Origin of the sequence: Clostridium magnum DSM 2767, from assembly GCF_001623875.1 — a bacterium.
GTDB classification, from domain to species: domain Bacteria; phylum Bacillota; class Clostridia; order Clostridiales; family Clostridiaceae; genus Clostridium_AM; species Clostridium_AM magnum.
The window spans coordinates 146,492-171,841 of sequence record NZ_LWAE01000007.1 but is presented as its reverse complement, the minus strand read 5'-3'; the positions used below and the strand labels follow the sequence as shown (position 1 = coordinate 171,841).

Sequence of the window (25,350 nt, the reverse complement as noted above, 5' to 3'; positions counted from 1 at the left end):
CATTAAAACTTTTATTATTTATAGTGTAAATACTGAGTTTAAATGAAAAATCACAATCTCAATTTTTGTAATTTTTTCCTTGATTTTAAAATATCGAACGACAAAAAAGGTGAAAAACTCTAAACGAGCTTCCCACCCCAGAAACCAAAATTGCTTGAAAGTAAACAATAAAACTATTTACCCAACCGTATATGCTTCTATTCAATTATATATAACATTATATAATAATAAGAGAATATATGCAAGTTTTTAATAACAAACCTTCAATAAGTAATATGAAAATATCTAAAAATAATTGATATAATGATTTGTTAAAAATTAATTTTAATGACTTTTTACAATTATACATATAGACTAATGATAATTAAATTAGATAGTTTATATGTTACAGTTAAGTAAAAATGACAAAAGTACAAGATATAATTTTATAGCTTTTCATATAGTTATTACACTTATTGGCTATATGTATTTTCAGTTGTTTAAAAACATGGAGGAGGGAAGTAAATGTTTAGTCAAGTCCCTCCCAGTAATTATTAAGAATTATAAAGAAAATAAGCAAAAGTCTATTATAATATATTCTGGTCAATATTTTGGTGTATTTTCCCTTAAAAAAACGTGCCAATCATCGGACAAAAATGATACTCAGTTCTCCGATTGTTAACACATTTTGTTTTACATTTTTAAACAAAAATACATTAGCGGTTTAATTATTAAGTTTTTCATTAAAGCGAATAGATAGCATTTCTTCTTCTGCATTTATAATCGAAGCATCCACTACATTCCTCGCTTTACTTGAGTCACCATTTTTAATAGCTTCAATTAATTTTTCATGATTTATAGGAGTTATCTCGATAATTCTTTTCTGTTCAAAAATTTCTCTTTCTATTTTCTTATACAGGTCTAAAATAACCTTGTATATCAAATATAAAACCTCATTATCTGCTATTCGAGCAACACCTAAGTGGAACTCACACTCAACATTCCAGTACTCCTCCTTATCATAAAGTTTTTCCATTACACGTTCATTCAGCCTTACTAATTCTTCAATATCTTCGCTAGTTGCTCTTTGTGCTGCAAGATCAGCTATTTCTACCTCTAAAATTCTTCTTGCTTCATATAGTTTTTTAGTTTCTAATCCAACCAGTATTAGAGAAGATAGCTGTGCCTCCATCATTGAGGTCGGTTCACCAGCAACTTGGATACCCAAATCACCTCTTTTTATTATACCCAACCCAACAAGATATGATATTGCCTCGCGAATAGTTGGTCTTGATATCCCTAACTGTGTACTTAACTCTATTTCTCCAGGCAATTTTTCACCAGGCTTGAACTCCCCACTTTTAATTTTTTCAATTATAATCTCTACAACCTTATCAACAAGAGTTGTTCTTGATATTTTTGGTAATTTCATTTACTAAGCCTCCACTTTCGAAATATTTACACTAAGCTGAACCGGTAAATATTTTATATTAATTTATTAGAAAGATATAAATAATCAATCCTGTTCTTAGCTTATCTAATAAGAACCTTAACATACAATGAATTATTGTATGTTAACTACAGTTCACATGATTTTACGAATTTAATCTAATTACTATATTTATTATAGATTAATTATACCAAATTTTCATGTACTGCATTAAAGAATCTAAACAAATTTAAATTTCATAATATTTATAGCCTAAGATTTTTCTCCATAAATATATTGACAATTGTATTTTTATTTAAAATATTTAATGCTAACCTCTCATTTCAATAGTAAGTTTCAAAATTTTTATGAGAACTTTACCATTTATCCATTAATATTCAACTATTATTAGTATCTTATAAACTGTATAAAATTTCAAAAACAGTTATTTTATTCTTGTCTAAGTTCAGTATTGTAAACACAAAATTAGGCTTGCACTATATAACAAGCCTAATAAGTATTCTATATAAATATACTTTTAAAAACCAAATAATCTTGGTAAAAACATTGAAACAGGTTCAAAATAAGTTGTTAATATAATAACTGGTAAATAACCAAATAAAAGAAAAACTAGTGTTGGCTTTAAGATTTTGCTGAATTTGCAATCTCCAACCATCATGCCATAGTATAAAACACTTGCATATGGCGGCGTAATACCCCCAGCAGCTAAGTTTACTGTCATTATCGCTGCAAATTGAATAGGTGAAATTCCAAACTTTACAACTAAAGGTAATAGAAGTGGTGCTGTTAATATAATGGCTGTTGTGTCATTTACTATCATTCCTATGAATAATAAAAATATATTAACTATAACCAAAACCAAAAGCTTACTGTTTGTTATTCCCATAAATATGTCCACAAGTTGTTCTGGAATCTTCAGCATTACAAATATCTGACTTAATATCAAACAAAAGGTTATCATTGTCATGATAGCACCTATTGATATTGAAGAACTTCTCATCATATTATAAGTTTTTTTCATATTTAATTCCCTATATATAAAGAAACCAATAAAAAGAGCTAAAACTGATGCTACAGCTGCTGCTTCTGTTGGAGTAAATACCCCCCCATAAATACCTCCAAGTATTATAACCGGCATACATAATCCAGGTATTGCTTTTATAAAAATACCAAAAGGATTTTTAGACTTGTTAACCTGCACTTCATTATTAGTAACAATCTCTTCTTCTATCGTAGCTGCGTACTCGTTGGAAGATGAAAGACGCTTTCGTGCATAGATTAAATTTATAATTGAAAAAGTAATTATAGTCAAAATTCCTGGTCCTACGGTGGAAAGAAATGACCCTAAAACCGAGGTTCCTGTAACCCATCCATAAATAATTAACGGTATACTAGGTGGAATTAGAACTCCCAATATAGATGAACAAGTAACAAGAGAAGTAGCAAAGCCCCTTTCATATCCTTTTTTCTCCATTTCAGGAATTAAAACCGGGCCAACAGCAGCAATACCTGTAAAGGAGCTTCCTGAAATAGCACCTAAAATACCACAAGTAATAACACTTAATACACCAACTCCCCCTTTAAGGCGATTTATAAATAAATTTGCAAAATCCATTAATCTTTTAGCAATACCACTCTCAGCTATAATTGAACCGGCAAGCATGAAAAAAGGACTAGCAAGAAGTACAGGACTAATCATTTGATTAAAGCTCCATAACATCAAGCTTTTTATAGGAACATCTGCAAATATCATCATAAAGACAATTCCGCCACCAAAAACAAATGGCAATGGAGTACCGAGGATTAAAAGAATAACAAGCAACAACACATCAAGCACAAATATTGTCATCATGTTTCTATCACCTCTTTTTCCTTCATATTACAGTATTTATTCACGTTTTTAATTAGTTCAAATATTGAATAAATTGCCATGAGCAATATAGAAATGAAAAATGAACTTTCTCCAAAAAACATAGGAATAGACAATGTACCACTTAATTTCCACATTTTAAGGGAATACGAAAAAAAATCAAAACTTAACCAACATAAAATTATGCATACAATTATAGATATCAAATTTTTTATAACAGCAGTCATCTGAAGCTTTATAGGACTTTTTATCATTGAATCCAGCATACCGCATTCAATATGCTTTTCCTCTAAAGATGCACTTGCCCCTCCCAGCAAATAAAGCCATATTGTTGGAAAAATCATCATCTCCTCAATACCAAGAAGTGGGCTTTTAAATACATATCTTAGTATAATTTGAATACTTACAAGCAAAATTAAAGAAATCAGTAATAACGTATTAATACATGATTGTATCTTATTTAAACTATTTTTAAAGCCAGTAAATTTACTGCTATAATCCATACCTAATCCCCCTTTAAAGGTAATTTAAAAAAGTTAAGATTCTAAGTTTATTAATATATTAATTTTTATTACCAGAATGCCCCTGAATACTTCATTTAATCTATAAGTCATTAAAAATTATATTCTGGGGAATTCCAGTAAAAAATATTCTTAAATTAGAAGTATAATTATATTACTTTTCTAGCTCTTTCTCTAGGTATTGTAAATGGAAAGTCACCATTAATCTCTGATTTAGTAAGTTTACCACTGGCAACTTGCAGCAAGCATTCATACAAATCATTACCTGTTTCCTTAATTGATTTACCTTCAATAACAGTTCCTGCATTAAAATCCATAATGCTATTCAATGATTTATAAGTCAAAGGATTACCAGTAACCTTTAAAAGTGGCATAACAGCTGATCCGAGAGGTGTTCCTCTACCAGTGCTAAACACTGTTACATGAGCGCCAGCCATAGCAAAACCCGTTGTTGTAAATGAATCAGGTCCCTGTGCTCTACAATCAAGTATCCATAGTCCTGGATAAGGAATAGATTGTCCAACCTTAATAACACCTTGAACAGGGGAAGTACCCATCTTTTTAATATTACCCATAGACTTCTCAACAAGAGTAGTTATCCCGCCATCCTTGTTTCCTGGAGTCGGATTTACTTCCTCAATTGTTTGTCCATATTTATCAGTAAATTCCTGTCTTAGCTCTCCAATCATATTCAATACGTCAAATCCAATCTTTTTGCTAACAGCTCTTTGCGCTATTATATGCTCACTTCCAGGGAATCCTGCTACTTCTGACATTAGTACTGAACCACCATTTTTTACTATTATATCAGTCATTTCACCAATAACACTATTTCCTGCTAGTGCAGTTGTCCAATCCGAGCCTCCACATTGTACACCAACAACTAAATCTTTAATTGAATATTCTACTCTTTTTTGTTTGCTAGCTTCCTCCTGCATTTTCTTAACAATTTTGATCCCCTTTTCTACAGTCTCAGGAGAACCACCTTCTTCTTGAATTATAATACGTTCTACAGGCTTGCCTATAGCGGCAATCTTATTTTCAATATTAACTGAATTTGTTTGCTCACACCCAAGTCCAACTAATAAAACACCGTATACATTTGGATTTTTACCTGCTGCAATCAATGCCAGCTCTGTACGGTTATGATCCTCTGCGAATTCAACGCAACCTTGTTCATGAGTTATTGGAATTGCTTCTGCCCTTTGAGCAATTCTTAATGCAACAGAATTCGAACATTGAACCATTGATACAACCAGTATATAATTACGTATTCCTATTCTTCCATCTGCTCTTTTATAACCTAATACCATCTTCATCTTCACTCTCCAATTTCACGATATTTTTTCTCATAATGTCTACACAGTTCCTCAGTTATATCTTCAACATTTTGAGTATGCACATGCCTTCCAGGTTCAATATCAACTAATGCCTTTCCTATAGGCACTCCATATTTTATTATAAATTCTCCCTTAGCTATCCTATCCATTGCAATCTTATGTCCTAAAGGTATATCTTCAGCTGCAATCAAAGTTTTATCACCAATTTTTAATAACTCTTCACGATAAGTATTTTGAACTACCACCGCAGTATTGTCATTAGAATCGACAATTATTGCTCTTTTCATAATAATTCACACCTTTCTTAAATTTTTTTATGTTTAACAACTTAAATTCTAGTTACTTCCTACTTCTTTTTTAACTTTGTCAAATATATCTTTTCCATACTCACTTTCAAGTTTTGGCCAAACATCTTTTCTTATCTTGTCAGCATAGGCTTTTATTTCATCATCTGTGAAGTCGTAAACAGTAGTTCCTTCTTTCTTAAATAGATCATCATACTTCTTTTCTTCTTTTTCCGCTTGATCAAATGCATCCTTTTCAATTTTTTCCGCAATTGCTTGTATGGACTTTTGATCATCTTCAGATAGTTCATTCCACGTATCTTTATTTATATAAAGCCAATGACATTCAAAATGATACTTAATAGGCATAACATATTTAACTAATTCTTTATACTGTGTATAATAAGATTCACTTCCTGCGCCAATGGCACCATCAACAATACCAGTCTGTAATGAAGTAAATATTTCAGATGCTGGAAGAGGTGTAGTCATAAATCCAAGCCCCTTTCCAAGTTCCTCCCATGCCTTTGTAGATGGAACACGAATCTTTAAATTCTTTGATGAGCTAGGATCCTTTGGATTCTTAGGTTCTTTAGATAATGCAACACTTCCAAAGTATTGTGGATAAACTGCTAAAAGCTTAATGTTTTGCTTATCAAGTCTTTCAGCAACATAATTTGCAATGACTCCAGTCTTTGAATTATACAACTTTCTCGCTTCTTTCCAATTAGAAACTATATATGGAGCAGTCTGAATCCCTAAAGTTTTGTCAACAGTCTGACCTACCGACGCAAGCTGCATTTGCACATCACCCATACCTACTCTTTCCTGAACAAGAGAATAGTCACCCAGTTCTGAATTAGGATATAACTCAATTTTTACACGACCTTCAGTTTGTTTTTCAACATCTGCTGCAAAATTCTTTGCACTTGTATCAGTACGAGTTCCTTCAGGTCTTATATAACCTAATTTCCATGTTACATTGTCCTTAGATTTCTTCTTACTGCCGCATCCAAAAAAAAGTGAAGTCGTTAAAATAATTACAAGCATTAATAAACCTGTTTTTTTAAAATTTTTCACCATTATTTCCTCCCCATCTATAACTTGCTAGCAATATATTCAAATTTATATTGCTGCAAGTATTTCCTTAATACCTTTCTGACCTAAACCAATTTTTTCAAGTGTTCTACCTTTTTCCCAATAATTACATCGAAGAACTGTATTACTTATCTCAATAAATGCTTTCATCGTTGGCGTTTCAATTCCTAATAAAGTTCCTAATAAGGAAAGCGGGACCAATCCGCAGGCAACATCTTCAAATACAAATCTGTGATCCAATTTATTAGGAGCCTTTATGCCGATATAAGCCTTATTATTTTTAAAAGCCTCATACAAGTTATCTTCCTTTACACCATATGTATCAAGTAGCCAGTCCTTAATTGAAGAAAGTTTAATTCCCAAGGCATTACCAATAGCCAACCGTTCTGCATCTGCCTTTTCAATCACAGCAGCTAGAGCTGGAGTAATTCCTTCAATATAATAATCAAAAACTATTTCCTGCTCTATTCTAGCAGCATTTAAAAGGGTTGGAATAGGATGAATAATCGATCCTATATTACCTAGGCTGGTATATAATACGTTTGGAGCCGGTTTAAATTGAGGATAAGCAGGATTTAAAACTGTAATAACCTTATCAATATATTTTGATGGTAATGCAGCAATAGCCATACTCTTTTTTATTCCTGTTATTTTAACCTCACCAACTTTAGAACTTCTCGATGAATAAATTAAATCCTGTGTCTCTGCAATAACTGGAGGTGTAAGTCCACTTTTCTTTATAATATTGTAAAACTCTAATGCCCCTCCTGTTTGTCCAGGATTTAAAACTATTATCTGATTACTTTTTAGATAAGGTGTCAAAGCTGTTGCAACATCAGTGTGATTATTTGTGGTTACAACCACCATTATAACATCACAGCCATCAACTGCTTCACCTATATTATCCGTTATAAGCTCAGGCTTTCCTTCTCCTTCTACAACTCCAGTAATTTTAATACTACCTAATTCTTTAAGATTATTAATTTTCTGTTTATCGATATCATATAATCTAACCCTATAACCCTTTAAAGCCAGATGTGCTGCCATACTTTGTCCACCATTTCCCGCTCCAATAACAGCATATTTAATATTTTGCATACTACTCACACACCTTTTTATACTAAAATATTTTTCTTATATGACTATTTAATAAGTTATCTTCCCCCTTTGTTAAAATATTACTTTTTTTGTAATAAACACCAAATATCATCTTACCTCCTTTATTTTAATTTTTGTATTTTTATGTTGGCCAACTAATACTTGAAACTATTATAATAATTTTTATGCTTGATCATATATGTGTAATATTGTATTAACATTATACATTATTACTGTCTTACATGTAAAGTGTGTATTTGCAAAATATTATTTTTTTTCAGTATATTTTAATTATTTATCAGTGTTTAGCTATATTTTTTAACACTTTTTCATAAATAAGTTTTTGCCAGGTTTATTTTGTCAAATTATTAAACAATTATATTAAAATATCATTATTTGATAATTGCAAAAATTATAATTAGTTAAACATAGGTGTTTTTTACAATTCTCTATAGTCTTAATTTCTTATCTAATATTTTCTAAAAGCGTTTCTTTAATTCACTGTATCATTTCATTCCATAATAGTTAGAGGTATTAAATTAGGATTTATATTAATAATTTTAGAATTTATGAAATAAGGCTAGTTGATTATCTGCAAATATTATGCTATCATTAGAACAATATTTGAGTTCGGTTGGGGAAGTTATCTTGGTTTACACGCATCTTATTTTTAAGGTGATAAGTCCATTTTGGGACTTTTTCACCTTTTTCCTTGCATAATTTTAAAATCAAACTGAATTACTAATCTATTATCTTACTGGGGGGATTTATCATGGACATTTCACTTAAACTTATTTTAGCCTGCTCTATATTTCTTGCAGTTTATGCATTTATCATGCTTGAAAAGCTTGATAGAACCTTAGTTGCTTTTATCGGAGCTTCTCTTATGATACTTACACGAGTATTGAGCCAAGAGCATGCCTTTGGTCATATTGATTTTAATACTATCGGTCTTTTAATCAGCATGATGATTATTGTTATGATTGTTAAAAGAACAGGGCTATTTCAATACCTTGCAATTAAAGTTGTAAAAATAGCAAAAGGTGAGCCAATAAAACTTCTCATGTTATTAGCTACAATAACAGGGGTGCTTTCATCAATACTTGATAATGTAACAACCATACTGTTAATACTTCCAATAACTTTTGATATAGTAAAAGACTTACATATATCACCTATTCCTTTTATAATGGCTGAAGTCTTTGCATCTAATGTAGGGGGAACAGCAACCTTGATTGGAGATCCTCCAAATATTATGATAGGAAGTTCAGTAGGTTTAACCTTTACTGACTTTATAAAATATGATACTCCTGTCATTATACCTCTTCTATTGTTGACAACATTTATTTTTTCTCTGATATACAAACGTAAATTAACAACAAAAGAAGAAGCAAGGAAAAAAATTCTGCAAATGGATGAAAAAGCAGCTATAAAAGATAAAAAACTTCTTGTTAAAAGCTTAGTAGTACTGGGGTTTACTTTTGTCGGCTTCATACTTCATGGAATGTTGCACTATGAATCTGCAACTATAGCAATTGTAGGTGCCGTTGTTCTTCTAACTATATCAAAATTAAAACCAGAGAAAATATTACTTGAAGTTGAATGGAGTACTATTATATTCTTTTGCGGACTATTTATACTTGTAGGCGGTCTTCAAGAATCTGGTGCTATAAAGCTTTTGGCTGAATGGGTATTAAGCATAACACATGGAAATTTACTTTTAACAACTATGGCAGTACTATGGGTTTCAGCAATTGCTTCAGCCTTTATTGATAACATACCTTTTGTTGCAACAATGATACCTATGATTAAAGATATGGGACAACTATCTGGAATGGACTTAGCACCTTTATGGTGGGCACTTTCTCTTGGTGCATGTCTTGGAGGAAATGGAACAATAATTGGAGCTAGTGCAAATGTTATTGCAGTCGGTATGGCTAAAGAAAGAGGTCATAAAATTACTTTTAAGAATTATTTTAAACTTGCGTTTCCAATGACTATTTTAACAGTGATTATATCTACAGTTTACCTGTATCTAGTTTTCTTTCTATAGGTATATACAGAACTAAATCTTTTATTTTATATAGATATCCAATTTCATAATTTGACTTATCCACTTAACTGAGATATTGAATTTTCTCAGTTTCAGCTACTGTATATGCCAACTTTTAAAGTTGTGTATCTATAAACATAACAGAAAGTTGACTTATTCGGAGGGATACAATACCAATTTGAAAGTAGATTTAAATATTTTCTAGTAGTCTTAACGAAGGGTTTGTGTAAAACTTAGAACCTTAGATTGTCTGAGCATAGCGAGTTATCTAAGGTTCTTAGTCTTTCACAAATCCTGAGTTTTAGACTACTTAAAAATATTTAACGTACTAAAAATTGGCATTGTATCCCGCAGGATAAGTCAACTTTCGGCCGTGTTTGTCTATATATAACTATTTAGTTCCTTTAAGCATTTCTGCTACAGCTGCAATATTCCCAAAGGAAGATAATGTTTCATTTGGAAGTATAAGCTTATTAGCAGGATTCTTAGCCATTTCTTGAAGTGCTTCTACTTGTTTTAATGCTATTATTGTTTCATTAGTGCCTGATTGTAAAATAGCAGTATTTACTTTCATTATTGCGGATGATTGAGCCACTGCAATAGCTTCAATCGCCTTAGCCTTACCTTCTGCTTCCAGTAACTGTGACTGTTTTAACCCTTCTGCTCGCCTTATATTAGCTTCCTTCTCTGCTTCTGCCTGAAGAATTTTCGCCTGTTTTTCTCCTTCTGCCCTAGCAATTTCACTTTGTTTTTGACCTTCTGCTTGAAGTATAACAGCTCTTTTATCTCTTTCTGCTCTCATCTGTTTTTCCATAGCTTGTTGAATTTCTGCTGGAGGAATTATATTTTTGATTTCAACAGATAAAATTTTAATTCCATAAGCATCTGTAATTTCGTCTACTACTTTTAAAAGCTCTGAATTTATTCTATCTCTACCTGATAAAACTTCATCTAAGGCCATATTTCCTACTATATTTCTCATATTTGTTATAGTAGAGTAAACTATACCTGATTGGTAGCTATCTATGTTATAAACTGCATCCTTTACATTCATTACTCTATAAAATATAACATTATCAATAGATATCTTAACATTATCACTGGTTATAACACTTTGTGGCTCAATGTCTAATATCTGCTGTTTAGTAGAAACCTTCTTTCTAGCAAAATCAGCAAAGGGTATTAGAAAGTGCCAGCCTGGTTCTAATACTCTATGAAATTGACCAAACCTTTCTACTAAGGTTACATAACCGGTGTTAACAACTTTTATTGATGATAAAACACCAGCAATTATAATGACTAGAATAAACAAAACTAAAATTTTATCCATAATATCTTACATCTCCTTTATATCTTCTTAATAATTATTTTATTACCTTCAATACCTACTATTTCTGCTTTGTCCCCCTTTTCTAATACTTCTCCTTTTTCCACTACACTCCAGTAAACACCATCCACTTTAATTAACCTTTTTTCTATAATATCTTCATCTACAACTACAACTCTTCCTATATAAGTTTTCTCCCTAGTCAGCGTAGGTTTAACAGAGTTCTTTATTGACTTCTTTACAATAGGATATACTAATATTACTAGCAGTCCACTTACAATAATAAAAATAATAAGCTGAACTATAAAGGAATATCCGAATATTTGTGCTACCCCTGCTGCTATTGCTCCTAAAGTAAACCATACAAATAAAAATGCACTTGTTGCAATGTCAATTCCCAAGGCTACCAATCCAATGATAATCCATAAAATAAGAGACCCCGTCATAAATATTACCCCCAATCACTAAATATTAACTACAAATTTTAAAATAGTTACTTAGATTTAGTATTAAATGTATATGATAAAATCATAATATAATTATACTGTAACTTTACAAATTAATAAAGTTTGATTTCACTTCAAAATATGATTTTAAATACCATTTATAATGATATTTCATAACCTAATCACAGTTCCATATATTAGCTTCAACTTATAAACAATTTCACATCTCTTTAATTATAATATATGCATATACATGAAATTATATTGTAACAATAAATTTGACAATTTATAATTTCTAATTGATAATTATATTGGTAATTATTAATAAAAAAGGGGATGATGTAATGTCAACTAACGGTTTTATAAGAGTGTCTGCTGCATGCCCCGTAACAAATGTAGCTGACATAGACTTTAATTTAAAAAACATAAAAGAATGTATAGATACGTGTGTAGAACAGGGATCTAAACTTGTAGTTTTTCCAGAACTCTGCATAACTTCTTATACCTGCGCTGACCTTTTTGAACAGAAGCTTCTATTAGATAACTCTTTAGAAGCTGTCCATGACCTATGTAATTTTTCAAAAGACAAAGACATATTGATAGCTATAGGCGCACCTCTTATTTATAATTATTGTCTTTATAATTGTGCATACATAATTTTTGACGGAAAAATCCTTGGAATAGTTCCTAAAAGCTATATACCAAATTATACTGAGTTCTATGAGAAAAGATGGTTTACTGAAGGAATAGGAATAGTAAATAAAAAGGTGAATTTATTTTTCCAAGAAAATATTCCTTTTGGAACTAATTTAATTTTTACTAGCGGAATTTTTAGGTTCGGTTTTGAAGTTTGTGAAGATTTATGGGTTACTATTCCTCCAAGCAGCTGTTTAAGTTTGATGGGGGCAAATATTATTGGAAACCTATCTGCATCAAATGAAATAGTAAGTAAAGCTGACTACAGAAAAGATTTAGTTAAATCTCAAAGTGCTAGATGTATCTCTTCTTACATATATGCTTCCTCTGGAGTCTTCGAATCCTCAACAGATTTAGTCTTTAGTGGTGACTTACTTATAGGAGAAAACGGAGTTTTACTTAATAATAATGATAGATTCCAAAGAGAAAATGAAGTTATAAGTTCAATAGTTGATGTAACTAGATTAAATAGCCAAAGATTGAAGAATGTTAGCTTTAGAGATAGTGTTAAATTAATACCTTACGAGGCTTTAGAAATAAGCTTTAAGTTTAATAGTATAGATTATAAAACTTTTGACAGATATTTAGATAAGCATCCTTTTGTACCTTCTGATGAAACTCAAAGAGAAATTAGATGTAAAGAAATATTTAATATCCAAACTGCTGCTTTAGCTAAAAGAATAACTCATACAGGATTAAAAAAAGCGATAGTTGGAATATCTGGCGGCCTCGACTCCACCTTAGCACTCTTAGTTATTGTAAAAACCTTTGATATGCTGGATATACCAAGAGAAAATATAATAACAGTAACTATGCCTGGCTTTGGAACTACAGATAGAACTTACAACAATGCAGTTAATCTATGTAAAAATTTAAGCGCAGAACTTAGAGAGATAAATATAGTTCCTGCTTGCCTGCAGCATTTTAAGGATATAAATCATCCTGTAGAAAAACACGATGTAACCTATGAAAATGTTCAAGCAAGAGAAAGAACTCAAATTCTTATGGACATATCCAACAAAGAAGGTGGCCTTTTAATTGGTACTGGAGATTTATCAGAGTTAGCATTAGGCTGGGCTACATATAACGGAGACCATATGTCTATGTACGGTGTAAACTGCTCTATTCCTAAAACGCTGGTAAGATATTTAGTTAAGTATGTGGCACAAAAGGAAGTTTCCGAGGAAGTTTCTGATATTCTAATGGATATATTAGACACTCCTGTAAGTCCAGAGCTTCTGCCTAAGGACGAAGAAGGAAACATAGCTCAAAAAACAGAGGATATTGTAGGCCCTTATGAGCTTCATGACTTCTTCCTATATCATTTTGTAAGACAAAGTGAAACTCCAGAAAAAATATTATTTCTAGCGAAGAATGCTTTTAGAGATGATTATGATGAAGAAACAATAAAAAAATGGTTAGATACCTTTATAAGAAGGTTCTTTACTCAACAATTTAAGCGTTCTGCAATTCCTGATGGACCTAAGGTTGGTACTGTAAGCCTCTCACCTCGTGGTGACTGGAGAATGCCATCAGATGCAAGCTATAGACTTTGGCAGTGAAGTGGAAACTTGAATCAGATGGAGTTTCAAACTCCACCTGATTCTTAGTTGAACGAATCCAGGGACGTAGCCGCTCTTTACTCCCACTTTGAAGAAAAGCAGAGAGCCCAAATCTCTGATTTGGTGCGAATCGCTTTCACAGAGTGCGTATGGGAGTATTAGAGCGGGTAGTCATCGGATAAAAATAAGGTTTAGATTAAGATCATTCTTAATCTAAACCTTATTTTGGATAATTATCTAAAAGGTTCTTATCTGATTAAAAGGATATGCTCTAAGTACTGCATGGCCTTTTACGTCCTTAACATTGATACATCCTAACATTCTGCTATCTGTGCTATTGCTTCTATTATCTCCTAATACAAATATCTGATCTTTGCCTACTTTATATGCTGTTTTAGGAGTAATAGGTTCTGTTATAGTACCTGGCGTTAAATAGTTTTCTACAATCTGATTACCATTTACATAAACCTTTCCATCCTTTATATCAACCTGATCTCCTTCAACTCCAATAACTCTCTTAATATAATAGTCATTGTTTTGATTTTTAGAATCAAATACAATTATTTCTCCTCTTTTAATATGATTTGTCTCTACACTTAGTTTTTCTAGAAAAATCACATCATTATTGTGAAGGGTAGGCTGCATAGATGGTCCATCTACATTTGCCCTTGCAAGCACATAACTATGAAAAATAAACGCTAAGAATAAAGCTACTACTATTGAAATTCCATATTCTTTTATTTCTTTTAAGATATTTATCTTATGAGACTTTTCCTCATTATTATTCATTAATACACCCCCAATTTTTTCCATAATTATATCTCATATAGCAGTTCATCCTCCATTCATTGGCAAATGGAGGATGAACTGCTATAATAATTGAAGCAAGATCTTAATTCAGATGGGGATTCTTTTACCCCATCTGAATTTTAGAGCTGTGAATACATGGCTTACTTGGCGTAAGTCTCCCACTTGAAGAAGTGGGAGACTTACGCCAAGTTAGTCAGGTAAAAAGGGAGACTAGTATAAAGTTTTTCCAATGCTGCTAATTCTATACTACACTATAATTATTGCATAAATATTTAAATTTTAAAAACATTTTGTAAACAGTTAAGCAGAGAGCCCAAATCTATGATTTGGTGCGAATCGCTTACTCCTCTGACATTAGGAAGATGGGTTTCATAGAAGATGGGAATATTAAAGCGAGTAATCATCGGATAAAAATAGGAATACTACTTTGATTTTTTAACCCTAGTCCTAATAGCAAATACTGTAAAAACCACTATAGGTATTATTAAAAAGTTTACTAAACACAGATAACTATAAGCATTTAAAAGTTTAAATAACCTAATTAAATCGCGACTTGCCCAAAGAGAAAATACATATACAAGAGCTGTTATACAGTAATTTACAACATTTAAATTAACCAACTTTTCTATTTTCAATTCTTTTAATACACTTATTAATGCAAAAAAGGTTAATACATACTTTGCAAACCAACCAGCTAAAACTTGAAATATTACATAAAACTCTCCACTTGCTATAAATCCAAAATAGGATATTAGCTGAGTTTGAATAAGCTTAGGATATATTATTAAATTAGCTCTTTCAACAGTAAATGTTGAAAGAATTCCGGTTGTAGATGCAGTATTCATCTGTACAATAAAAACTAGACCAATTAATGAACAGATCCGCAATTTTTTAGTATTGTTAACCTGTGATAGATAAACTAAAGATATAATCAAAGTTGAAAAAAGACCTAAGGATTTGGCTATTGAAATTAAAAAATTATAATTTATTCCCTGTTCAAAAATAGGAAATAAACGATAATACTTTTTAAATGGATAAGTAAGAAAATACAAATTAATTCCATTTAATATAGATACTACCATGCAAAATACAGTTACTACTACTACAGAACTTTTGCCTTTTTTTACGGTATATAATCCTGGAAGTAAAATAAAAAATAAAATATACCATTGGGGGCTTTCAATAAATAAGTTAACATGGATCACACTGGTTTCTACAGAAGCGCATTCCACCATTGTTAAGAATAATGTAGTTGCAAAAATAATCAAGAACATCTTTCCTAAAAATCTTCCAAGTCCTAGGTCAAAAACCTCCTTGATACTACTACACTTCCTATTTATCCATATTCTTATTATATAGTCGAAGCCAATAGAAATAATTATTCCCGATATTATAACAGCAACCCAACTATCTCTTCCTGAATCTCTCATAAATATTCCCGGATAAGTTTTAAGGGAAACTATTGCAGAAGCGCACATTATAAAGAAGAAATGTTTAAAACTCAATTTATCCATTTACCATTCTCCATTCTTTATTCAATTAAGTGGACTTAGTTTCCTAAATTAATTCAAGTTTCTCTTAACTTGAAATATTTACACTTTATTATTATTTGCTAAAGAATGAATGTTATCCTAAAAAATACAGATACTAAAATGGGTGATAATTTATGAATGAATATCTTGACTATATAAATAGCCATTTAAAAGGCAATATTGATTTAAAAGACCGTCAAATAAACTGTAATCTTGGAATCATTCATCTGTTTTATATTGACAATCTTTGCGATTCAAAGCTAATCAGTCAATTTATAATTACTCCATTTATAACAAATGAAAATATACAAGCAGATATAAATAGCATAAAGAAAGATGTACTATTTAATAGCTCCGTGGAAAGCATAAAATCCAAAGAGGAATCTTTAATTCACATTTTATCTGGAGATGTAGTTATAGTTTTTGATTTTATTGATGATGTAATATATTGCGAAGCTAAGGGATTTAACAAAAGAAGTGTGTCTACCCCAATAACAGAACAGGTTTTAAAAGGTCCTAGAGAAGGCTTTACTGAATCTGTCGTGGATAATATTTCATTGATTCGAAGAAGAATAAAAAATCCTAATTTAACAATCGAAAGTTTATATATTGGAACAAAATCAAATACTGTTGTAATAATAGCTTATATTAAAAACTCTGCTCCTGAAAGTCTTATAAGATATGTAAAGGAAAAAGTAAATAAAATAAATATTGATTTTATATTAGATATTAATTACATAGAAGAAGAACTTAAATGTAAAAAAACTCTTTTTGACACTATAGGGTATACAGAAAAGCCAGATATAGCAGCCTCTAAGCTGCTAGAAGGTAGAATTGCCATAATAGTAGATGGATCACCTTTTGTATTAACAGCACCTTGTTTCTTCTTGGAAAACTTTCAGATGGCAGATGATTATTACCTAAATAGGTATTATACAAATGCTAGTAGAATAATACGTTTAGTTGCATTTCTTTTCGCAGTATTATTACCAGGTTTTTATGTAGCAATAGATACCTATCATTTTGCTCTAATTCCAATAGTATTTGTTTTTAGGTTAGCTGCCTCAAGAGCAGATGTCCCTTTTCCCCTAGTGTTAGAGGTATTAATAATGGCCTTTTTCTTTCAGCTTTTAAGAGAAGCTGGTATAAGACTTCCTCAGCCTATAGGTCAGGCGATGAGCATTGTTGGAGCCTTAATACTTGGTGATGCTGCTGTAGGCTCAGGGCTTGCATCCCAAAGTACAGTTATAGTTGTAGCTCTTTCGGCTATATCATCCTTTTTGATTCCTAAACTTCACTCAGCAATATACTTATGGGTTTTAGTAGTCGTTTTATTATCGTCGCTTCTAGGATTAATGGGGTTTTTTGCATCAATTTTTATATTATTAGCTCATACTGCATCTCTAGACAGTTGCGGTTATCCTTATTTACTACCGCTTGCTACCTCAAATGATTTCAAGTACAAGGATCTTATTTTTAGGAAAGAAGTCAAGGATATATCTAAAAACATTATATATAAGGATGATAAAAAATGAAAAAATTATTTTTATATTTCATTATTTTCACTACATTTTTACTAAATGGATGCTTTAATTACAAAGATATAGATAAGGTTTTATTTGTAACCTCTGTTATTGTAGATATAGATAATAACCGTAGTCCTGTAATTTATGTAGAAGCCTTTAAACCAGCAAGAGGTGGCAAAGGGGAGTCTGGAAAAGGAGAACGAGTTCTATATAAAGGTACTGGAAAAACCATATTTGAAATTGTAAGAGATTTAAATCTATCTTCAAGCTATAAGCTTAATTATACTCAAAATAGAGGTATCATTTTTACTGAGAAAGCTGCTAGAGAATGCTTAGTTGATTATATTGACTTTTTCGACCGAGATCAAGAGTTAGTAGTAAGATCTTATCTTGCTATCTATAAAGGAGATCCCCAAAAGTTAATTAATGCTAAATTAAAAGAACAAGAATATATTGGATTATTTATATTTGATCTTATATATAACATTCCTGCATCCTCTAGAGGTATATTACTTAGGCTTAACGATTTTTTAAACCAAAGGTATACCAAGAGTAAAACATCAGTGGTAACCATGATCGCTATGAAAGATGATCAAACCTCATCAAAAATAGAGGTAAGTGCTGGAGCTATTATTAAAAATTTTAAAATGGTAGATACTCTACCTCGAACACAAGCAGAAGGTTATAACTTTCTTATAGATAACATAAAACGTGGCACATTAGAGGCAGGAAATCCTAGTGCTGCTGACAAATATATAACCCTGGAAATACTAAAAAGTAAAACAGATACAAAAATATATTACGATGGAGATTCAATAAAGGTAAAAAAAATAATTAACACCAAAACCAGCATAGCAGATGTACAGGAAAAACTTAATTTTACTAAGGAAAATATAGAACAATTAGAAAAAAATGCAGAATCCAATATAAAGGATGCCTGCGAGAGATTATTTGATTACTATAAAGGAAAAGACCTTGACATATTTAATGTATCTGATGATTTTTACAGAAAATATCCCAGAGCAAAAATAGATGATGTTTTTAATAAAAGTCAGTTAGAAGTTGAAGCTCATGTGCATGTAGAAGGTTCTTCTGATAAAACTAATTTTAATTAACCAAGTTAAGGTCTTTATATACTTTGAAGGTGATAATGATACTAGGTTTGTGTCTCATTATCACCTTCAATGAATTTTAACAGGCTCTGTAAATAATTTTGTGCACTCTCTTTTTTGGTTAAATTGTTAATAAATATTACTAATCTTTTATTTATAAATATCAACTAATAATCCACTTATATCGTCAATGGTGGCAGCCACATCTAAATTTCCCTTCTGCTCATTCAGTAACATTTGTGTAAGCTCATCCAGCTTCTGATCAATAGTATCTACGGTTATAAAATACTGCGTTTGCCAGAAACTCACATCCTTTTTTACTCCATACATATAATTTAAAACTGACTCTAGATATTCCTTTATCATTCTTTTATAAGCCTTTACATCAACATGGCACTTGGTTATGGCAAGTCTGTTTCCTTTTTTCTTTATATTATCAAACATTTCCTTAAGCTGCTGTTCTGATTTTTTGCCCATTTGAGAATTAAAGCTTTGAGAAAAATCCTTTTTAAGTGATACACTTTTTTTCTCAGAAGGTACAGAAGAACTTCTATTCACTCTAGATATTTCCATTATTTAACCTCCATATTACGATATGTATCTAATAATTAATATATATATTATAGCTAATATTCATATAAAAAATATAGCTACTTAGAATAAAAAAGTAACCGTAACAAATATTCTGCATTTGTTTCTCATTCAAAGGGTTATTAAAAAATAAAGGCTAGATAGATTTTAATATCTATCCAGCCTTACTATCATTTATTTATATTTACATTAATCCTTTTTCATAAGCTTCTATCATCTTTTTAACCATATTTCCACCAACTGATCCAGCTTCTCTTGAAGTAAGGTCTCCATTATATCCGTCTTTTAAATCTACGCCAACTTCTCTTGCAGACTCCATTTTAAATTGGTCTAATCCAGCTTTAGCTTGAGGTACTAATACTCTATTACTTCTATTTGACATAATGATATTCCTCCTCTTATTCTTTATTTTGAATCCAGTTAAGTTATGTGGTTGCTTTGTAACTTAACCTTATGATATAAGTTTGTACAGTTTAAAAATTATTACTCCTTAAAAATATATGAAAGTCTGTTAATGTTTGTTTTAATATCACAAAAATGACTATAATGCTTCTTATATAATCTGGACAATATAACTATTAAGCCAATAGATTATCAAAGATAAAAAATATAAATAATAAAAATAGCTTTAATGATGAACTCTTATGCTTATTCCGTCTCTTGAGGCTTTTATAAATCCATTTTTAACTACTATATGCCCATTTATATCAGATCTAAAAACTATACTTCCATTTTCATTAATTCTTTTTATTATTTTTAAATCAGGTGTTCCCACTCCATCACAAGTAACCACTGCAATTTTAGGATTTAATATTTTTAGAAACTCCTCTGAACTACTAGTATTTAAAGAATGATGGGGCACTTTTAAAATATCGCATTCTACAAGTTTTTCACTACTAATCAAATCTTCCTCTTCTTGTTTTTCGCAATCTCCTGCAAATAAGTATTTTACTCCATCTATTTCTCCCTGTATTACTATTGAATTATTATTTTCTATCTTGTTATCTTCTCTAATTGGACCTATTGCTTTCAAATTAATTTTTCCCTGCTTTATTTTCCAGCCTTCACTTATAAATTTAACTTTTGTATTATTTTTAAGTATTTTTTTATGTAAATCATCCTTCATATCACTATCATGGATAGGAAGAAGTACCAAGCCAACCTTTTTATTCTCTATTATTTTTAGAAGCCCATCATAGTGATCATCATGATAATGAGTCAGTATGATTGCATCAATTTTGCTTATTCCATTTGAATTTAGATATTCTAAAATTCGGTTAGTATAATAGGCTGCACCGGTATCTATTATATAGTTTTTATTTTTTCCCTTAATTAAAACACAATCACTTTGCCCTGCATCTACAAAATGCACTTCATATTTATCATTTTTGGCAGAAACAGTACTACTAATACCTATAATAATTAATACAAAAACTATAATTATTCTTCTTCTCACTTAACCACCTCCATATATCAATTAAGTTTATTTTTTGTAATATATAGTAGTTTTATTCCAGTTATCTCCGTGAATGATTGGTACAAGAAGGTAGCCAGCTTGACTTGTCAGCAAGTCCATAAAATAGTTATAGTGAATATAGATATTTCCGGACGTAAAAATAAACTGTACCCTGTAAGATGTACACAGTCTATTTTCTGTGTATATCTTACAGGGTACAGTTTACCCCGTTTACTTTAGTCGAGTTCCTTCTTCATCCTGAACCACAAGTCCCTTTTTCATTAATCCACCTAGAGCATTTTTAAAATAATTTTTGCTTTGCTTGAAAACTCTTTTAATTTCTTCTGGTGAACTTTTATCATTAAAAGGCATAAAACCATCATTCTTCTTTATATACTGTAATATTTGTTCCTGAAGTTCAAGTCTTTCATCTACTGGTTTTTTTCTTGGAGTAAGCCCAAGCTTTCCATCTTCATATATCTTCTTTATTCTAAGTTTTAATTCATATCCCTCTTTAAGCTCTGTGAAATATTCGTTATGCAGTATGACCCCTCTATATTTATTATCAATTGCTATCATGGCACTTCCATTAGTTTGGAATCCATAGACTATACCGACTACATCATCGCCTACTCTATATTTATTTTCCTGTATCTCTTCTGTATTCTCTATATCTATATTCTCCAAATATCTATCAATATCTGTAGTAGCTGCAATTCTGCCGGTTTTATCTAGATACAAATAAAACAAATATTTATTTCCTTCTACTAATGTATATTCCTGTTCTTTAAATGGTACAAGGATATCTCTTTCTAATCCAAAGTTTACAAAGCTTCCAAACTTACTTTTACCTTCTACTTTAAGACAAGCAACGTCACCAACTTTAGCTAACGGCTCCTTTAATGTTGCTATTATTCTATCCTTTGAGTCTCTATATATGAAAGCATTAACTTCATCCCCAATAGAAAGGTCTTTGCCTAGGGCACTTTTATTAGGTAGAAGAACATCGTCACTAGTATTACCTGTACCTGCATTAAGATAGTATCCAAATTCTGCTGTTCTTACTACCTCTAATTTATTAAATTCTCCAATATTTATCATCTGATTTTTCACTCCTCACATTTCTTTCCTACTAACACATAGCTGAACCCTATTATATACTATTGTTGCCAGCCTTACTACTATTTATAAGAAAAATGTGAAGTAAATCTTTTATTTCATAACAACTTCAAGTATTTCACTTTTTAACTTTTCTATATCTGGTACATAACTCTTTAACAACTTTAAATTTCCCTCAATCCTATAATCTCCAAGTGAAGCTGGAATGAAAATACTTTCTCCCTTTTCTATGCTTTCACTTCCATTATTATATATGATTTTCCCATTACCCTCTACACAGGTAAATACATAAAATCTTTCTTCGTCACTACTTTCTGAAAAAGCTTCATATACATCATATAGTTCTAATGAAAATTTATCACATACACAGTAATATACTTTGCTGTGACCATTTCCTTCAACTTTAACTCCTGTACTTCTTTCTCCCCTTAAATCTAAGTCAACTACATCTAGTGCTTTTTCAACATGAAGTTCTCTTCCTCTATTATAATCATACACTCTATAAGTAGTATCACTATTTTGCTGTATTTCCGCTATTATAACGCCTTCCCCAATAGCATGTATTAGGCCACTCTTAACAAAGTATACTTCTCCCTTCTTAACAGGAATTTTATTCATATACTCTTCCAGTTTACCTTCTTCTATAGCTTTCTTAAACTGCTCCTTAGTACAACCTTCTTTTGTTCCAACTACAAGATTAGCACCGGTTAGGGCTTCTACTACATACCATACCTCAGTTTTTCCCATCTCACCTTCTGTTTCCATAGCGTACTTGTCCTCTGGATGAACTTGTACAGATAGCTTATCCTTAGCATTTATAAGTTTTATTAAAAGTGGGAAGGTTTCTTTAAATATTTTTGTACCAAGTAATTCTGAGCCTTTTAACTTAATTAATTCATCTAGTTTTGTACCTTTAAATTCTCCATTTTTAACTATAGACATACCGTGAGGATGACAAGCCACATCCCAGCTTTCCCCAATATCGCCTTCTGGTAGATTATCTCTAAATAATTCTAAGTCTCTACCTCCCCATATTTTATCAAAGTAAATATTTTTAAATTTTATAGGATACATAACTTCTTCTCCTTCTACTAGAAAATATTCTTCTCATGTAATCATAATATAAGTTAATCTAAAAATCTATCCAACTTTTTTACCATACGACTACATTATTGAAGCAAGATCTTAATTCAGATGGGGATTCTTTTACCCCATCTGAATTTTAGAGCTGCGAATGCATGGCTTACTTGGCGTTGAACTCCCACTTGAAGAAGTGGGAGAGTTACGCCAAGTTAGTCAGGTTCAATACTGACATCCAATTGAAAATTCACTTAGACATCTTTCACTTGTTATTTTCTTTCAGATTCCTTATATGCTTTCCATAATAGCAACAGCTGCAGCACCAACTATTCCTGATTTCGTTTTTAGTGATGCTGGAACAACCTCACAGCTTTCATTTAAAACTTTGAAGCATCTGTCCTTTACCACCTGTTTAACCTTATCAAATAATATATCTCCAACCATGGCTACTCCACCACCAATTACAACCTTTTCTGGATCAAAAGTAGTTATGGCATTAGCAGCTCCTATTCCAAGATAAGTCAACGCTTTATCAATAATATCAAGGGCAAGCTTGTCTCCTAAGCTAGCTTCCTTAAAAACTTCCTGTGAAGTAACCTTCTCATAATTACTTAATGAACTTTCTATACCTTGCGCTAAGGCCTTATTAGCTTCTCTTGCAATAGCTGTACCTGATGAAAGTACTTCTAAACATCCAAAATTGCCACAATTACATCTAGGTCCATCCGGTAGAATAGTAGCATGTCCTAACTCCAAAGCATTACAGGTAGTTCCTCTGTATATTTTCCCATCTATAATAGCTCCTGCACCAATACCTGTACTAACGGTAATATAGACCATATTCTTTGTTCCTTTACCTGAACCAAACAAATACTCTCCAATAGTTGCTGCATTTGCATCATTCTCTAAATATGTTTTTATTTTAAACTTATCTTCTATATGCTTAACAATCTCAATATTTTTTAAAGGTAGGTTAGGTGGATCTAAAATAATTCCCTTATCTGAGTCTAAAGGTCCAGGTGACCCAATACCTACTGCCTTAATTTCCTCAGTATTCTTTTTACCCTCTTCTAAGATTTTCTCTATTGCTAAAAACACCCTTTTTAACACTTCCTGTTCTCCTTCATGAGCATTTGTAGGAATAGTGTTTTCATTTAATATATTTCCTTCTAAATCAGCAAGAGCACATCCAATTTTAGTCCCCCCTAAATCTACAGCTATTATATACTTTTTCTCCATATATCTCACTCCAATCTATTAATCTACATATAACAAGTATAATATAAGACTTCCACTTATTACAAAAGCGGAAGTCTTACTCCATTTTAATTTTAAAACTAAATAATTTTAAAATCCGTTATTTTCTGATACCTCTTTTATCCAGTATCCACTCTTTTTAATAATTCTCTTTTGAGTTTTTAAATCTAACTGAATAAATCCATATCTATTCTTATAAGCATTACTCCAGGACCAATTATCTATAAAGGTCCACATATGATAGCCCTTTACATTACAACCTTCTTCAATAGCTTTATGAAGCCATATTAAATGATCTCTTATAAAGTCTACTCTATAGTTGTCCTCTATTCTGCCATCCTTTATAAATCTCCCTTCGTCTTGTACTCCCATACCGTTTTCTGAGATATACCATTCAATGTTTCCATAATTCTCTTTTAAGTTTATTGCTATATCATATGTTTCCTTTTCATAAATCTCCCATCCTCTATAGACATTCATCTTTCTGCCTGGCATTTCATAGTTATCAAAGAAATTATCAGGCATACGAGGCCCTTCTGGATTTGGCATAGAAGCTTTAGCCTGCTGAATACATTTCTTTAGACTTCCGTTTCTTCCAATAAGAGTATCAAAACTTCCCTGAAGCTTTATAGCTTCTTCACTTTTCTCAGTTAAATTTACTGTATAAATAATGGGTTTACCCTTTATCTTATATATCTTGCCAACATCACAAAGCTTATTTAAAACAGCACTGACATTTGTCCTTTGCATAGATAATGCATCTGCAATTTCTTTAGTAGTACATCCAATAGTGTCACTTTTACCTTCTGATCTTTGTTCATTACATCTATCATTGAGGTAGTTAAATATTATATCTTCCGATTTTTTCATATATATCACCTATAAATTTAATATTATTAGTTATACTATATTGGGATTATAACATATGTACTATTGGTTTTATACACTTAAGCAGAGAACCAAAATCTATGATTTGGTGATGGTCGCTTACTCTGTGAGTACTCCTCCGACTTTAGGAAGAGTAGTTTCCTATAAAATAGAAGTATTAGAGCAGGTAGTCATCGGATAAAAACTTTACTTGTATCAAATGAATTAAATCAAAATTAAAAATTTATTTAATTTTCTATGATTTTATAATTAATT

The 25,350-nt window shown here is 31.1% G+C and carries 22 protein-coding genes and 1 other annotated feature; of the genes, 4 read left to right on the top strand and 18 right to left on the bottom strand.

Annotated features, from left to right (window positions below):
- Positions 1 to 126: 126 nt before the first annotated feature.
- Positions 127 to 187, bottom strand: a sequence feature (sodium ion sensor (DUF1646 type); this cis-regulatory element may regulate processes involved in with the transportation of sodium ions).
- Between the two features lie 516 nt (positions 188 to 703).
- The 7 genes from CLMAG_RS23085 to CLMAG_RS23055 form a co-directional block, all read right to left on the bottom strand.
- A complete protein-coding gene (locus tag CLMAG_RS23085) occupies positions 704 to 1,411 on the bottom strand; it encodes a FadR/GntR family transcriptional regulator (RefSeq protein WP_066628151.1) in 708 nt (235 codons plus the stop codon).
- Between the two features lie 535 nt (positions 1,412 to 1,946).
- Complete coding sequence (locus CLMAG_RS23080; protein ID WP_066628148.1) at positions 1,947 to 3,281, bottom strand: TRAP transporter large permease; 1,335 nt, start codon at positions 3,279 to 3,281, stop codon at positions 1,947 to 1,949.
- Positions 3,278 to 3,802, bottom strand: a complete 525-nt coding sequence (locus CLMAG_RS23075) for a TRAP transporter small permease (RefSeq protein ID WP_066628146.1) — start codon at positions 3,800 to 3,802, stop codon at positions 3,278 to 3,280. The genes CLMAG_RS23080 and CLMAG_RS23075 overlap by 4 nt, the downstream gene beginning before the upstream one ends.
- Positions 3,803 to 3,969: 167 nt before the next feature.
- Complete coding sequence (locus tag CLMAG_RS23070) at positions 3,970 to 5,139, bottom strand: UxaA family hydrolase (RefSeq protein ID WP_066628143.1); 1,170 nt, start codon at positions 5,137 to 5,139, stop codon at positions 3,970 to 3,972.
- Between the two features lie 2 nt (positions 5,140 to 5,141).
- Positions 5,142 to 5,447 (bottom strand): UxaA family hydrolase, encoded by a 306-nt coding sequence (locus CLMAG_RS23065; protein WP_066628141.1) that lies wholly within the window; start codon positions 5,445 to 5,447, stop codon positions 5,142 to 5,144.
- A 48-nt stretch (positions 5,448 to 5,495) separates the two neighbouring features.
- Entirely contained in the window at positions 5,496 to 6,524 is a 1,029-nt protein-coding gene (gene dctP / locus CLMAG_RS23060) for a TRAP transporter substrate-binding protein DctP (RefSeq protein WP_175562213.1), read from the bottom strand.
- A gap of 45 nt (positions 6,525 to 6,569) precedes the next feature.
- Positions 6,570 to 7,640 carry an NAD/NADP-dependent octopine/nopaline dehydrogenase family protein gene (locus CLMAG_RS23055; RefSeq protein WP_066628137.1) on the bottom strand — a complete coding sequence of 357 codons (1,071 nt, stop codon included), beginning with the start codon at positions 7,638 to 7,640 and terminating at the stop codon, positions 6,570 to 6,572.
- A gap of 772 nt (positions 7,641 to 8,412) precedes the next feature.
- Here CLMAG_RS23055 and CLMAG_RS23050 point away from each other — a divergent pair.
- Positions 8,413 to 9,693: an ArsB/NhaD family transporter gene (locus tag CLMAG_RS23050; protein ID WP_066628135.1), complete on the top strand. Its 1,281-nt coding sequence runs from the start codon at positions 8,413 to 8,415 to the stop codon at positions 9,691 to 9,693.
- A 391-nt stretch (positions 9,694 to 10,084) separates the two neighbouring features.
- On the opposite strand, the gene CLMAG_RS23045 is transcribed toward CLMAG_RS23050, so the two are convergent.
- Together CLMAG_RS23045 and CLMAG_RS23040 are read right to left on the bottom strand one after the other, a co-directional pair.
- Positions 10,085 to 11,023, bottom strand: coding sequence for an SPFH domain-containing protein (locus CLMAG_RS23045; protein WP_066628133.1), 939 nt, complete (start codon positions 11,021 to 11,023; stop codon positions 10,085 to 10,087).
- Positions 11,024 to 11,040: 17 nt separating this feature from the next.
- Positions 11,041 to 11,466, bottom strand: coding sequence for an NfeD family protein (locus tag CLMAG_RS23040; RefSeq protein ID WP_066628124.1), 426 nt, complete (start codon positions 11,464 to 11,466; stop codon positions 11,041 to 11,043).
- 344 nt (positions 11,467 to 11,810) lie between these two features.
- On the opposite strand from CLMAG_RS23040, the gene CLMAG_RS23035 reads away from it, so the two are divergent.
- Entirely contained in the window at positions 11,811 to 13,724 is a 1,914-nt protein-coding gene (locus CLMAG_RS23035; protein ID WP_066628121.1) for an NAD(+) synthase, read from the top strand.
- Positions 13,725 to 13,961: 237 nt separating this feature from the next.
- Here the strand turns inward: CLMAG_RS23035 and lepB are convergent, their stop codons facing one another.
- Together lepB and CLMAG_RS23025 are read right to left on the bottom strand one after the other, a co-directional pair.
- Positions 13,962 to 14,513 (bottom strand): signal peptidase I, encoded by a 552-nt coding sequence (gene lepB, locus CLMAG_RS23030; RefSeq protein ID WP_066628405.1) that lies wholly within the window; start codon positions 14,511 to 14,513, stop codon positions 13,962 to 13,964.
- A 443-nt stretch (positions 14,514 to 14,956) separates the two neighbouring features.
- The gene (locus CLMAG_RS23025) at positions 14,957 to 16,048 is read right to left on the bottom strand and encodes an endospore germination permease (protein ID WP_066628118.1); all 1,092 of its coding nucleotides are present in this window, start codon (positions 16,046 to 16,048) and stop codon (positions 14,957 to 14,959) included.
- 152 nt (positions 16,049 to 16,200) lie between these two features.
- Here CLMAG_RS23025 and CLMAG_RS23020 point away from each other — a divergent pair, with 152 nt between their 5' ends.
- On the top strand, positions 16,201 to 17,601 hold the full coding sequence (locus CLMAG_RS23020) for a spore germination protein (protein ID WP_066628115.1): 1,401 nt from the start codon (positions 16,201 to 16,203) through the stop codon (positions 17,599 to 17,601).
- A complete protein-coding gene (locus CLMAG_RS23015; protein ID WP_066628113.1) occupies positions 17,598 to 18,707 on the top strand; it encodes a Ger(x)C family spore germination protein in 1,110 nt (369 codons plus the stop codon). Before CLMAG_RS23020 ends, CLMAG_RS23015 begins: the two co-directional genes overlap by 4 nt.
- A 147-nt stretch (positions 18,708 to 18,854) precedes the next feature.
- Here the strand turns inward: CLMAG_RS23015 and CLMAG_RS23010 are convergent, their stop codons facing one another.
- The 7 genes from CLMAG_RS23010 to CLMAG_RS31960 all read right to left on the bottom strand — a co-directional run bounded on the left by CLMAG_RS23010 (position 18,855) and on the right by CLMAG_RS31960 (position 24,957).
- The gene (locus tag CLMAG_RS23010; protein WP_066628111.1) at positions 18,855 to 19,277 is read right to left on the bottom strand and encodes a YaaR family protein; all 423 of its coding nucleotides are present in this window, start codon (positions 19,275 to 19,277) and stop codon (positions 18,855 to 18,857) included.
- Positions 19,278 to 19,479: 202 nt separating this feature from the next.
- Positions 19,480 to 19,677 (bottom strand): alpha/beta-type small acid-soluble spore protein, encoded by a 198-nt coding sequence (locus CLMAG_RS23005; protein WP_066628108.1) that lies wholly within the window; start codon positions 19,675 to 19,677, stop codon positions 19,480 to 19,482.
- Positions 19,678 to 19,923: 246 nt separating this feature from the next.
- Positions 19,924 to 20,751: a ComEC/Rec2 family competence protein gene (locus tag CLMAG_RS23000; RefSeq protein WP_066628105.1), complete on the bottom strand. Its 828-nt coding sequence runs from the start codon at positions 20,749 to 20,751 to the stop codon at positions 19,924 to 19,926.
- A gap of 231 nt (positions 20,752 to 20,982) precedes the next feature.
- Entirely contained in the window at positions 20,983 to 21,852 is an 870-nt protein-coding gene (locus tag CLMAG_RS22995) for a CvfB family protein (RefSeq protein WP_066628102.1), read from the bottom strand.
- 111 nt (positions 21,853 to 21,963) lie between these two features.
- Complete coding sequence (locus CLMAG_RS22990) at positions 21,964 to 22,944, bottom strand: type I phosphomannose isomerase catalytic subunit (RefSeq protein ID WP_066628100.1); 981 nt, start codon at positions 22,942 to 22,944, stop codon at positions 21,964 to 21,966.
- A gap of 294 nt (positions 22,945 to 23,238) precedes the next feature.
- Entirely contained in the window at positions 23,239 to 24,189 is a 951-nt protein-coding gene (locus tag CLMAG_RS22985) for an ROK family protein (RefSeq protein WP_066628097.1), read from the bottom strand.
- 108 nt (positions 24,190 to 24,297) lie between these two features.
- On the bottom strand, positions 24,298 to 24,957 hold the full coding sequence (locus tag CLMAG_RS31960) for a family 1 glycosylhydrolase (protein ID WP_423231095.1): 660 nt from the start codon (positions 24,955 to 24,957) through the stop codon (positions 24,298 to 24,300).
- Positions 24,958 to 25,350 lie beyond the last annotated feature (393 nt).